This is a genomic window from Pedococcus ginsenosidimutans, from assembly GCF_039544395.1.
Classification (GTDB): Bacteria; Actinomycetota; Actinomycetes; order Actinomycetales; family Dermatophilaceae; genus Pedococcus; species Pedococcus ginsenosidimutans.
Genome location: NZ_BAABLO010000005.1, coordinates 183,649 through 196,259, shown reverse-complemented (window position 1 = coordinate 196,259; position 12,611 = coordinate 183,649). Strand labels below are relative to the sequence as shown.

General features: G+C 72.6%; 10 protein-coding genes. 4 read left to right on the top strand and 6 right to left on the bottom strand.

The features are described 5' to 3' along the window. Positions 1–6: 6 nt before the first annotated feature. Entirely contained in the window at positions 7–1,407 is a 1,401-nt protein-coding gene (locus ABEA42_RS09840; RefSeq protein ID WP_345502895.1) for an MFS transporter, read from the top strand. 39 nt (positions 1,408–1,446) lie between these two features. Here ABEA42_RS09840 and purD read toward each other — a convergent pair whose 3' ends face one another. Beyond that, on the bottom strand, positions 1,447–2,730 hold the full coding sequence (gene purD / locus ABEA42_RS09835) for a phosphoribosylamine--glycine ligase (protein WP_345502894.1): 1,284 nt from the start codon (positions 2,728–2,730) through the stop codon (positions 1,447–1,449). Between the two features lie 312 nt (positions 2,731–3,042). Between purD and ABEA42_RS09830 the strand changes: the two genes are divergently transcribed. From ABEA42_RS09830 to ABEA42_RS09820, 3 genes are all read left to right on the top strand, one after another. After that, on the top strand, positions 3,043–4,077 hold the full coding sequence (locus tag ABEA42_RS09830; RefSeq protein ID WP_345502893.1) for a helix-turn-helix transcriptional regulator: 1,035 nt from the start codon (positions 3,043–3,045) through the stop codon (positions 4,075–4,077). 155 nt (positions 4,078–4,232) lie between these two features. Next, on the top strand, positions 4,233–6,458 hold the full coding sequence (locus ABEA42_RS09825) for a HelD family protein (RefSeq protein WP_345502892.1): 2,226 nt from the start codon (positions 4,233–4,235) through the stop codon (positions 6,456–6,458). Positions 6,459–6,802: 344 nt separating this feature from the next. Then, a complete protein-coding gene (locus tag ABEA42_RS09820) occupies positions 6,803–8,365 on the top strand; it encodes a hypothetical protein (RefSeq protein WP_345502891.1) in 1,563 nt (520 codons plus the stop codon). Positions 8,366–8,459: 94 nt separating this feature from the next. Here the strand turns inward: ABEA42_RS09820 and ABEA42_RS09815 are convergent, their stop codons facing one another. The 5 genes from ABEA42_RS09815 to ABEA42_RS09795 all read right to left on the bottom strand — a co-directional run bounded on the left by ABEA42_RS09815 (position 8,460) and on the right by ABEA42_RS09795 (position 12,610). Next, positions 8,460–9,761 (bottom strand): adenylosuccinate synthase, encoded by a 1,302-nt coding sequence (locus ABEA42_RS09815; protein ID WP_345502890.1) that lies wholly within the window; start codon positions 9,759–9,761, stop codon positions 8,460–8,462. A 145-nt stretch (positions 9,762–9,906) separates the two neighbouring features. Next, positions 9,907–10,239: a putative quinol monooxygenase gene (locus ABEA42_RS09810; protein WP_345502889.1), complete on the bottom strand. Its 333-nt coding sequence runs from the start codon at positions 10,237–10,239 to the stop codon at positions 9,907–9,909. Positions 10,240–10,258: 19 nt separating this feature from the next. After that, entirely contained in the window at positions 10,259–10,750 is a 492-nt protein-coding gene (locus tag ABEA42_RS09805; RefSeq protein WP_345502887.1) for a DUF1097 domain-containing protein, read from the bottom strand. 40 nt (positions 10,751–10,790) lie between these two features. After that, positions 10,791–11,825: an NAD(P)-dependent alcohol dehydrogenase gene (locus ABEA42_RS09800; protein ID WP_345502885.1), complete on the bottom strand. Its 1,035-nt coding sequence runs from the start codon at positions 11,823–11,825 to the stop codon at positions 10,791–10,793. Further along, a complete protein-coding gene (locus ABEA42_RS09795; RefSeq protein ID WP_345502883.1) occupies positions 11,822–12,610 on the bottom strand; it encodes an iron-sulfur cluster assembly protein in 789 nt (262 codons plus the stop codon). The genes ABEA42_RS09800 and ABEA42_RS09795 overlap by 4 nt, the downstream gene beginning before the upstream one ends. Position 12,611 lies beyond the last annotated feature (1 nt).

Genomic DNA, 12,611 nt, shown 5'->3' with positions numbered 1-12,611 from the left:
GCGACCATGCCCACTGCCACGGCGCACCGCCGTCCTGATGCAAGGCCCCTGAGCCTGTTCACCCGCGACCACCTGCCCTTCGCGGTCGGCGCCGTCGCGCTCGTGACGCTGGGGGCGTTCGAGAACCGCGCCACGACGACGGTCCTGCCCACCGCGGCCCGGGAGCTCGACGCCCTCTGGCTGTTCGGCGCGGCCAGCGCCGCACCGCTCGTGTCGTTCGTGCTGGCCACCGTCGTCGCCGGGGCCTGGGCCGACCACCGCGGGCCCGTGCGCCCGCTGCAGGCCGGGATGCTGGTGTTCGTCGCCTCCCAGCTCGCCATGGCCACGGCGCCGACCATGGCGGTGCTCACGCTCGGCCGGTTCGGTTCGGGCGTCGCGGAGGCCTTCATGGACGTCTCGCTGACCGTGCTGCTCGCACGCGCCCTCCCGGAGGCGTTGCGGGCCAAGGTGTTCGCCGCCTTCGCCGCCGCCTGGGTCTTCCCGTCGCTGGTGGGACCACCCGTCGCAGGGGCACTCGCGGAGACCCTGTCGTGGCGGGCCGTGTTCGCGGTGGGCATCGCCCTGCTGCTGCCGGCGTGGCTGCTGCTGCGGCCCTCGATGCGGGCCGCGGCGGGCCGGGCCGACGCACCCACCCGGTGGACGCCCCGGGAGCACCGGGCCGTACGCGCCGCGGGGCTCGCCGCGCTCGGCCTCGGCGCGCTGACCGCGGGGGGCTCGCTGCTCGGGCGCACCGGCAGCACCCGCCTGCTCGGGCTCGCCCTCGTCGTCGCCGGCCTCGCCTGCACCGCGCCGGCCCTCCGCACGGTCCTGCCGGAGGGCACGCTGCGGCTGGCTCGCGGCATACCCGCCCTCGTGGCCCTGCGCGGTCTCGTGGCCGCCGCATTCGGCACGGCAGCGAGCCTGCTGCCGCTCATGCTGACGACGGTGCACCACCTCGGACCGGCTGCAGCGGGCACCAGCCTGACCGTGACCGGGCTCTGCTGGGCCGCTGGCTCGCAGGTGCACGGCCTGGACGTCGTCCAGCGCCGGGTCGGGGCGGTCCGTCGCCTTCAGGTGGGCTTCGCCCTCATCACGGTGGGCCTCCTCGGACCGACCCTGGCCAGCGTCGACGCTCTCGGGGTGGTCGCGGGCCTGGTCCTGTGGGGCGTGGCCGGTGTCGGCATGGGCATCGTGTCCCCCACGCTGTCCACCCAGCTGCTGCTCTTCGCCCCGGTGGCCGACCAGGGGCGCATCACCGCGGCCTCGAGCCTGACGGCGTCGGTGGCCCAGGCCGTCGCGCTGGCGGCTGCAGGAGCGCTCATCGCCTGGCAGGCCCCGGCACTGCCCGGCTGGCTCTTCGCCGGCGTCATGGTGGCGAGCGCCGCGACCGGGGCCCTGGGTTGGGTCGCCTCCCGCCGAGCCGGCTGACCACCGGCGTGCCCTGCTGAGGGGGACGAGGCCGCGGGCTCAGCCCACGTGGAGCTCGTCGCGCTCGGCGGCCAGGGCGATGTCGGTGCGGTGGTGCGAGCCCTCGAGCTCGATGGCGCCCACCGCGGAGTACGCCCGCTCGCGGGCCTGGGTGAGGCTGTCGCCGAGGGCCACCACCGACAGCACGCGGCCGCCGGCGGAGACCAGCGTCCCGTCGTCGGCGCGCGCCGTACCGGCGTGCAGGACGTAGGCGGTGGGCACGTCCGTCGCCTCCTCGATGCCGGAGACCGGGTCGCCGGTACGCGGCGTGCCGGGGTAGTTGTGTGAGGCCACGACCACGGTCACGGCGTGCTGCTCCGACCAGTGCAGCGCGCCCACTTCGGCGAGGTGACCGGTGGCCGCGGCCATGAGCAGCCCGCCCAGCGGGGTCTGCAGGCGGGCGAGGACGACCTGGGTCTCGGGGTCCCCGAACCGGGCGTTGAACTCGATGACGCGCGGCCCCCGGGCGGTGAGGGCGAGCCCGATGAACAGCACCCCGGAGAACGGCGTCCCGCGCCGGCGCATCTCGTCGACCGTCGGCTGCGCCACCCGGGTGACGAGCTCGTCGACCATGGAGGCCGGTGCCCAGTCGAGCGGCGAGTAGGCGCCCATGCCACCGGTGTTGGGGCCGCGGTCGCCGTCGAACACCCGCTTGAAGTCCTGCGCCGGCGCCAGCGGCACGACCGTCTCGCCGTCGCAGAGCACGAACAGCGACACCTCCGGCCCGTCGAGGAACTCCTCGACGACGACCCGGCCGCCGTCCTTGGCGAGGCACTCGCGCGCGTGCGCCATCGCCTCGTCGAGGTCGTTCGTCACGACCACGCCCTTGCCCGCGGCGAGGCCGTCGTCCTTGACCACGTGGGGGGCACCGATCGCGTCGAGCGCGTCGGCCACCTCGTCGGCGGTGCTGCACACCCGGGCCATGGCGGTCGGCACGTCGGCCGCGGCCATGACCTCCTTGGCGAACGCCTTGCTCCCCTCGAGCCGGGCCGCCTCGGCGGACGGCCCGAAGACGGCATACCCCGCCTCGCGGACCACGTCGGCGACGCCCGCCACCAGTGGCGCCTCGGGGCCGATGACGACGAGGTCGACACCATGGCGACGCGCGAGGTCCACCACCCCGTCGCCGTCGAGCAACCCACCCGGGAGGGGCTCGCACAGGGCCACGACATCCATACCGGGGTTCCCGGGGGCGACGACCACGGCGTCCACGGCCGGGTCTGCGCCCAGGGCTCGGACGATGGCGTGCTCGCGGGCACCGGATCCGACGACGAGAACCTTCACGTGCCCAGCGTAGGGAACCGGACCGCAGATGAGTGCGCGGCGTCCCCGGGAGGCAGGGGGGGACTTTCTCCCTGGGGACGCCGCGCAGCCGACGTGCGGTCGCCTGGCGGGGGAACCTGCAACACGGCACGCGGGTCGACTGTGTCGACTCAGCCCAGAGTGGACCATCAGCCGTGCGCCCGTAAAGCCCTGTCCTGTCGGACTTGCGCCATTGACGGGATCTCGACAGGACAGCAGCATGGTCCCCACACGCGCCCGGGAGGAGCAGAGCATTGGGCACGAGGTCCCACACGACCCCACGTCTGCCGGCTCATGGCTGCTGACGGCGCCCTCTCGGCACCCGCCGCGCAGGAGCCCGCCCTGGCCCTCGCCCTCGAGCCACCCGAGGGCGACGCCGATGCCGCGGTGACCCGGGTCTACCTCGCGGCGCTGCAGCACCCCGACCCCTCCCGGTCGCTGCTCGTGGCCCAGGGGATGCGGTCCGACGTCGTCGACCGCTGCCTCGGGGTGCTGCAGGAGAGGGGCCTCGTCCGCCTGCACGGGGGCGGCGTCGTCGAGGTGGTGCCACCCGACATCTCGCTGCCCACCCTCGCACTGACCTACGAACGCCGCGCGCGGGAGACCCGGTCCGCCGCCCACGAGCTGGCCCAGGTCTTCTTCCAGGCACGGTCGGCGTCCACGGCTCCCGACCCGGGTTCCATCCGGATCCTCAACTCCCTCGACGAGGTGGCCGCCGTCACCGCCGATGCGATCGCAGCCGGCCAGGAGATCGTGCGCACGTTCCGGGCGCCCTCCCCGCGCACCGCCGCCATCTTCGCCAGCCCCCTGCACAGCCACGAGGAACCCAGCCGCGGCGCCGGCGGGCGGGTGCTCGACATGACCTCGGTCTACGACAGCCGCATTCTCGAGGCCCCCGACGTGCTCACCATCCTCGAGGCGCGCGAGCGCGGGGGTGAGCGCTCCCGCTTCACCACCGGCGTCCCGTTCTCGTGCGTCATCGTCGACGACGCGGCCGCCGTCGTCGACGTGAGCGCGTTCGAGGAGACGGGCTCCGGCTCGGCCCTGGTCAGGTCGCGGCCCCTGGTGCTCGCCCTCATCGCCCTCGCCGACCACCTGTGGGACCTCGGGTCGCCCCTGCGCCGGCCCGGTGCAGGGGCAGCGGCGGAGCAGCGCGACCAGCTGATCCTGTCGCTGCTCGCCGCCGGGGCGCCGGACGCGACGATCGCCCGGCAGACGGGGGTGTCCCAGCGCACCGTCGAGCGCCGGGTGCGGGCCCTGATGGACCAGCTGGGTGCCGCCACCCGCTTCCAGGCAGGGGTGCAGGCCGCCCGGCGCGGGCTGCTGTAGAAGGGCCGCCCGGGTCCCCCCGCCGCCCGGCCGCCGGGGGCTGCGGCCCCCGTCCCGCCACCTCGTGGGATCCGGCCAAGGAGCGTCGGACCAGGTGGCTAGACTCGTGCGTTCTCTGCAGGACGAGCAGGCCGTACGACAAGAAAGTCACCACCGTGACCGCTCCGGACCACACGACCTCCAAGGCGACCACCGCCGAGGTGGCACGCGAGATCGCCATCGAGCAGGCTCACGTCGACCTGGTGCACGCCGAGCTCGCCAAGGCGCAGGCGCGTGCCGGCCTCGTGGAGGCCGACGGCCTGGCCCGGGGGCGCACCGACCGCACCGGCGACGTCCGCGACGAGGAGCTCACGGGCCTGTTCGAGCGGGACGCCTTGGTGTTCAACGCTGCTCGCCGCCGCTCCACCCTCGACACGCAGTACGAGGGCCTGGTCTTCGGCCGGCTCGACCTCGACCACGCGCTGGGCCGGGAGGGCGCCGCCCCCGACCGCGAGACGCGCTACATCGGCCGGCTCGGGGTCCGCGACGACGACTACGAGCCCCTCGTGGTCGACTGGCGAGCACCCGCGGCTGCCGCCTTCTACCGCGCCACCCCCGTCGAGCCGATGGACGTCCTGCGTCGCCGGGTGCTGCGCTGCAAGGGCCCCGACGTCGTGGGGGTCGAGGACGACCTCATGGTCGCGGAGGCGCCCGACGACCTCGTCGTCGTCGGCGACGGCGCCCTGCTCGCCGCCCTGACCCGCAGCCGCGGGGCGCAGATGCGCGACATCGTGGCGACGATCCAGCGGCACCAGGACGAGGCCATCCGCGCCTCGGCCCGGGGCGTCACGGAGATCACCGGCGGCCCCGGCACCGGCAAGACCGTCGTGGCGCTCCACCGGGCCGCCTACCTGCTCTACTCCGACCGGCGCCGCTTCGAGTCCGGCGGCATCCTCGTCGTGGGCCCCTCCTCCGCCTACACCGCCTACATCGAGCGCGTCCTCCCCTCACTCGGCGAGGAGTCGGTGACCCTGCGTTCCCTCGGTGACGTCGTCGACGGCGTCACCGCGGTGCGCCTGGACCCGCCGGCGGTGGCCGCCACCAAGGGCTCGCTGCGCATACGGCGCCTGCTCGCCCGCGCGGCCGCGGACAGCCCACCCGGGGCCCCGAAGCAGTTCCGTGCCTTCGTCAACGGCAAGGCCGTCCGCGTCGACACCCCGGCCCTGGACCGCATCCGCAGCCAGGTGCTCCGCGGTCACCAGCGCAACAACGCGGCCAAGGCGGTGCGGGCCCAGCTCGCCGAGGCAGCCTGGGCCAGCGTCCGCGAGGGCGACCGCGCCGAGTTCATGGACCGCTTCGAGGACCACCTCGAGGTGGACACCTTCCTCGAGCAGTGGTGGCCCCAGGTCGACCCCCGCGAGGTCCTCCTCTGGCTCGCCGACCCGGCCCTGGCCCGCCGCCACGGGCAGGGGGCGCTCGCGGCCCAGGAGTGCGACGACTTCGCGGCCTCGATGCAGGTGGCGCTGGAGACCGGCACGTGGTCGGTGGCCGACGCCGCCCTCGTCGACGACCTGGCCGCCAGGCTGGGCACCGTGCAGGACGCGCCCGCCGAGGAGCGCGGCTTCTACGAGATCGAGGAGCTCGACGACGTCTCGCAGTTCGGGGTGGCCGAGGTGCGCGCGACCAGGCAGGGCGGTGACGGCACCCTCGCCCGGACCTCCCGCACCGCGCCGACCGACCCGCGTGAGCGCCTGCTCCTGGGACGCGTCGAGGGGCCCGGCGAGTACGCCCACGTCCTCGTCGACGAGGCCCAGGACCTGTCCCCCATGCAGTGGCGCATGCTCGGCCGTCGCGGGCGGTACTCGTCGTGGACCGTCGTCGGCGATGCCGCCCAGGCGTCGTGGCCCGACGCCGCGGAGGCCGGGCGGGCTCGTGAGGAGGCGTTCGGCACCCAGGGCCGGCGGCTGTTCCACATGGACACCAACTACCGCAACGCCCGCGAGATCTTCGACTACGCCGCAGAGGTCGTCCGCGCCTCGGTCCCCGACGCCGACATCCCCCAAGCCGTGCGGGAGACCGGCGTCCAGCCGGTCGACGCCGTCGTTCCGGACGGCTCGTGGAGGCAGGCCGCCACCGATGCCGTCGAGGCCCTGCTCGGAGAGGTCGAGGGGTCCGTCGCGGTCGTCACCCCCACCCGGCACGCCTCCACGCTCGCCGGCCTGGCCGACCTCGACGACCGCGTCGTGGTCATCGACCCGATGTCCACCAAGGGCCTCGAGTACGACGCCACGGTCATCGTCGACCCCGACGAGATCACCGCCGAGTCGCCGGGCGGCATCCGCGTCCTGTACGTCGCCCTGACGCGCGCCGCCCACCGCATGACGGTGCTCCGGCCCGCCTGACCGCAGCCCTTCCAGGCCAGGTCCGGCCACCCCTCGCGGCGACGGTCCGGCCACTCTCCCCTGCCCACCTCCGGCACCGCGCCCGGCGTCCTCCCGGCTGCGCGCCCGGAACCGCGTCCCCCGACCGTGGACGGGCGGCTTGACCATTCCGCGACCTGGCCATCGTGTCGAAACAGCCTTTTCATGCCTTTTCGTCCTGGTTTGTCATCGGCCGAACGGTGAAGTCACTACGTATAAAAGACTGATGTCTTTACTATTCCTTTACTAATACTTTCCTTAGCACGGGGATTCTCCATACCTGTTCGTGACGGTGGGGGAGACCAACACTGCGAAGGGGAAAACTCATGATGTCCACGCGCAAGACCGCTGTCCTGGCCCTGACACTGGCCACCGGCCCGCTGATGATCGCCAACACCGCCCACGCCGCGCCCAGCTGCGGCACACCGGCCGTCGAGGCCGTCTACACCACCGTCCACCACGACGCCGAGAACGTCGTCGTCGGCCAGCAGAAGGTCATCGACCAGCCGGCCCAGCCGGCCGTGCCCGCCGTGTACGCGACGGAGTCGTACGTCATCACGCCTGCCGTCCCGGCCGTGCCCGCGGTCACTGACACCGAGACGCAGTGGACCGTCGGCAACAGCACCGGCCCTGACGGTGACGGCTGGACGCCCACGGGCGAGGTCAAGGAGCACGCTGCGGTCACCCAGACGCAGTACCAGTGGGAGAAGGTCACGACCACCACGGACTACGAGTGGATGCTCAAGGTCGTCGACCAGCCCGCCACGTCCACGGTGGTCCACCACGACGCCGTCTACCGCACCGACACCGTGCCGGCCACGTACAAGACCGTCACCGTCCCGGCGACCTACAAGACCATCACGGTCCCGGCCACCTACAAGCAGGTCGTCGACGTCCCGGAGCACACCGTGCACCACGACGCCGTCTACGACATGACCCTCTACGCCTACCAGAACAAGCAGGGCACGATCCGGTACGAGACGTTCGGCTGGAACACGGCCGACGGCCACGACAAGGGCTGGACGCTGGTCACCCCGTACGTCCACCCGGTCATCACCCCCGCCTGGGACGAGGTCGTCGCCGCGACGTACAAGACCGTCATCGACGTGCCCGAGCACACCGAGTCCGTCGTGGATGTGCCCGCGCACGACGAGACCGTGGTCGACGTGCCCGAGCACACCGTGCAGGTGCTGGTCACCGCGGCGTGGGACGAGACCGTCACGACCCCCGAAGTCAGCCACTACGAGAAGCAGTGGACCAGCTCGGCGACCGAGGCACCCGGCGACGGCTGGTTCCGCAGCGACGCCGCGCCCCGCGTCACCACCCAGACGGACACGGTCTACACGGTCGACGACCAGGCCGCCCCCGAGGGCTACACGCTCGTGGGTCAGGAGACCAGCGTCCTGAAGCCCGCCTTCACCGAGTACGAATGGGTCCGCACCGTCGTGGTCACCCCGGCCCAGCCCGAGATCCCGGCGGTCATGGGTGAGCGCCAGGTGCTGGTCACGCCCGAGATCCCGGCCACCGACGAGGTCTCCCACATGGAGGACATCGTCGTGACCATCCCGGCGTACGACAGCCAGGAGCTCGTCACCCCGGCCGTCCCGGCCGGTGAGCCCTGCCCCGTCACCGGCGGTGGCGAAACGGGCGGCGGCGAGTCGTCCGGCGGCGGCGAGGTCATCAACGCCGGCGGCGAGGAGATCGCGGGCCCCGGTGGCTCTGGCGCCGTGAAGACGGAGACGGCCGCCAAGGCCACCACCAGCGCAGCCAGCTCCGTGCCGACCCTGGCCTTCACCGGCTTCGACCCCGAGCTCTACGTCGCTGGCGGCCTCGCGCTCCTGTTCGTCGGCTCGGGCCTGACCGTCGTCGCTCGCCGCCGCGAGAACTGACGGTCCCGCAGACCGACGCCACGGGGCTTCGCAGCCAGCGCGTCGTACCGGGCGTCGCCTCCTCTGGGGGCGGCGCCCGGTTGCTCGTCCGGCGTCAGTCGCCGAGCAGCGAGTGGCGGCTGATGATCTCGTCGCGGCCGGGGCCGACGCCGATGGCCGAGACCCGGGCGCCGATGAGCTCCTCCAGGCGCAGGACGTAGGCCTGGGCGTTGCCCGGCAGCTCCTCGAACGTGCGGCAGGTGGAGATGTCCTCCCACCAGCCCGGGAGCTCCTCGTAGATCGGCTTGGCGTGGTGGAAGTCGGTCTGGTTGACGGGCATCTCGTCGTGCCGGACGCCGTCCACGTCGTAGGCGACGCAGACCGGGACCGTGTCGAGGCCGGTGAGGACGTCGAGCTTGGTGATGACGAAGTCGGTCGTGCCGTTGATCCGCGTCGAGAAGCGGCCCACGACGGTGTCGACCCAGCCGCAGCGACGGGGGCGCCCGGTCGTCGTGCCGTACTCCGCACCGGTCTTGCGCAGGAACTCGCCGTTCGCGTCGAACAGCTCGGTCGGGAACGGGCCCTCGCCGACGCGCGTCGAGTAGGCCTTGAGGATCGCGATGACCCGGTCGACGCGGGTCGGCGGGATGCCCGACCCGGTGCAGGCGCCACCGGCCGTCGCGTTGGACGAGGTGACGAAGGGGTAGGTGCCGTGGTCGACGTCGAGCAGGGTCGCCTGTCCGGCCTCGAGGAGCACGGTCTTCCCCTCGTTGAGTGCCTTCTCGAGCACCAGGGAGGTGTCGGCGACCATGGGGCGCAAGCGCTCGGCGTACCCGAGGAGCTCGTCCATCACCTCGTCGACCTCGACGGCACGGCGGTTGTAGATCTTGGCGAGGATCTGGTTCTTGAAGGCCAGCGCCGCCTCCACCTTCTGGCGCAGGATCTTCTCGTCGAACAGGTCCTGCACCCGGATGCCGTTGCGCGCCATCTTGTCGGCGTAGGTGGGCCCGATGCCACGGCCGGTCGTGCCGATCTTGCGCGACCCGAGGAAGCGCTCGGTCACCTTGTCCAGCACGCGGTTGTAGGGCGCGATGATGTGGGCGTTGGCGCTGACGAGCAGGCGCGAGGTGTCCACCCCGCGGGCCTCCAGGCCGTCGAGCTCCTCGAAGAGCACGGCGAGGTCGATGACCACGCCGTTGCCGATGACCGGGGTGCAGGTCGGCGTCAGGATGCCCGACGGCAGCAGGTGCAGCGCGTACTTCTCCCGCTTGCCGTCCTTCTCGATGACGATGGTGTGGCCGGCGTTGTTGCCACCGTTGAACTTCACGACGTAGTCGACGTCGGAGCCCATGAGGTCGGTCGCCTTGCCCTTGCCCTCGTCGCCCCACTGCGCGCCCACGAGCACGATTGCCGGCATTCCAGCACCTCTTCCATCACCACGGTCGTCGAGCAGAAATGCAGCGGGCCCTCGCGTACTGCGCGGGGCCCGTACCGGTGAAGGCTACCGGGCGCACCACCGCCGCCGCACCGAGGACGGTGCGGCGGCGGTAGTTCCGGTGTGCTCAGCCCTGGCGCGGGGAGATCTCCCCCATCGGGCCGAAGCCGGTCACCTCCTGCGCGTCGACGTAGATGATCTGCGGCTGGGCCGACACGATGTCGGGCATCTCGGCCATGAACCGGGCGACGTGCGGCTGGGCCATGTGCTCCGCACCGGCGGCCGAGTCGCGGAAGCCCTCGATGCAGACGTAGGAGCCCGGCTGCGTGAGGCTCTGCGAGAACTCGAAGAACACGCAGCCCGGCTCCTCGTTGACCGCCCTCGCGTAGTAGTCCGACAGCTCGCGCCACTGCTCGAGCCGGTCCTCGCGGATCGGGAACTTCACGGTGATCAGGATCATCTGTGTGCCCTCCCCGGGGTCAGGCGGCGGCCGGGGCGGACGGCGGCTCGGCCGTGGGTGTCCGCCTGGTCGTCACCACCTGGAGCCTCGCCCCGAGCACACCCGACGCCCACCCGAGGAGGGCGCCCACGACGAGGGCGATGGCCGTCGGCCAGAACGAGAACGCCGTGCCGAAGTACGCCGCCGCCCCGACGAACGCGCCGGGGATGAACGACAGCGGCGCCCACCCGGCCTGCAGGCACATCAGCGCGGCGACGACACCCACCGACACCGCGAGCGCGCCCGGGAACGACACCGCACCGATGAATGCGGCGACGAGGAAGCCGTAGACGAGGCCCGAGAGGTTCGCGGCGAGGCCCCGCTGGAAGCCGGAGCGGCCACCGCCGGCCGCGAAGTAGCAGGCCCAGGCGGCGAACGCCACCCACGTGACGAGGTCGAGGGCGACGCTCACCTGGGTCCAGGCGGCGGCCAGGACGCCGATCGACACGGCGATCCCGAGGTAGTTCTTCATGACGGACTCCTTTGTCCTCAGAGCTGGTGGGCGCGCCCGGTCAGGGCACGAGGATGGCGCGCCCGCGGACGGCGCCGTTGTCGAGGTCGGTGATGGCCTGCTGGAAGTCGTCGAGGGCGTACTTCTGCGTGTGCAGGGTGACCGCGCCGGTCGCGGCAAGGGCCATGAGGTCCTGCAGGTCGTTGTAGGACCCGACGAGGTTGCCGATGACGTTCTTCTCGGTGGAGATGAGGTCGATCGTGGGGACGTCGACGTTCTCGCCGTAGCCGACGACGTGGTAGTCGCCCGCCTGCCGCGTCATGGCGATCCCCTCGGACGTCGAGCCGTTCTCCCCGACGAAGTCGACGACGACCTCGGCCCCGTGGCCACCGGTGAGGTCGAGCACAGACTCGACCTGCGACCCGTCGGCGAGGACACCGTGGTGCGCCCCGATCGACGTCGCGAGGTCGAGAGCCGCTTGGTTGCGGTCGACGACCACGAGCCGGGCGGGCGACAGCGCCCGCAGCACCTGGATCCCGATGTGCCCCAGGCCTCCCGCGCCGATGACGACACAGGTGTCGCGCGGCGTGAGGCGCCGGGCGGCCTTCGCGGCCGCGTGGTACGCCGTGAGGCCGGCGTCCGCGAGCGCGGCCACGTCGGCGGGCTCGAGGGAGTCGTCGATGCGCACGACCGAGCGGGCCGAGGTGAGGAGGTACTCGGCATACCCGCCGTTGGTGTCGATGCCCGGGAAGGCACTGCTCTCGCAGTGCACGTCGTCCCCCGAGCGGCAGGCGCGGCAGAGCCCGCAGGTGATGAGGGGGTGGAGGATCACCTTGTCGCCCTCGCGCACGTTGGTGACGGCCGAGCCGACTGCGTGCACCCACCCGGCGTTCTCGTGGCCGATCGTGTAGGGTAGCCGGACCTGCGACTTCTGCGCCCACTGGCCCTCGAGGATGTGCAGGTCGGTGCGGCAGACCCCGGCGCCGCCGATCCTCACGACCACGTCCCACGGCCCGGTGGCCTCCGGGACGGGCACCTCGGCCAGCTCGAGCTTCTGGTGGTAGCCGACGACCTGGACGGCTCGCATCGTGCTCATCGGTGGGACTCCTTCACGGTCAGGGGGATCAGGTGGTGGCGGTCGGTCGGCTCCGCGCCCTCCGGACGCTGCGACTGGTCGGCGCCCGACCCCTCGTACCGGGTGCGGAGCAGGCCCCGGCAGAAGTGCGCATTGCCGTCGATCGAGATACGGGTGGCCCGGGCCCGGCGCAGCGCGAGGGGCACGTCGGCCGGCGCGTACCCGACGCCGCGGTGGTCGACCAGCACCACCGCGTCGGGGCCGTCCGGCAGGCCGAGGGCGGCCCGGCGGCGCAGGAGGGCATCGGTGGTGCGACCGGCAGGCAGGTCGCGCAACCGCACCTCGCCGACCTGCGACACGTCCAGCGACGGGTCGGCGCGCAGGAGATCGGTGAGGCAGCGCTCGGCCGCTGCCGTGTGGGCCTTGCGGCGGAACGTCATCCGCAGCTCCTCCAGGCTGCTCTCGGCCTCGTGGCCGAAGGTGCCGACGTACCCGGCGTCCGCCGCCAGCCCAGCGTTGATCAGGACTGAGTCGTGGTGGTCGTCGAGCTCGACGACCACCCGGCCGACGCCGTCGAGCGCCGTGAGGGCGTCCTTGGCGTCCGAGGCCATGAGGTAGGCGAAGTTCGGCGAGCAGAACGAGGTCGGCAGGCGCAGGTGGACGGTCACGTCAGGGCCGTCGACCTCGACCGACCGGACGAAGCCGAGGTCGGTCACCGGCTCGTCGAGCTCGGGGTCGATGACGGTGTCGAGGGCGCGTCGGACCGCAGCCCTCGACACCGTCTGCTCGGAGGTGAGGACGGTCATG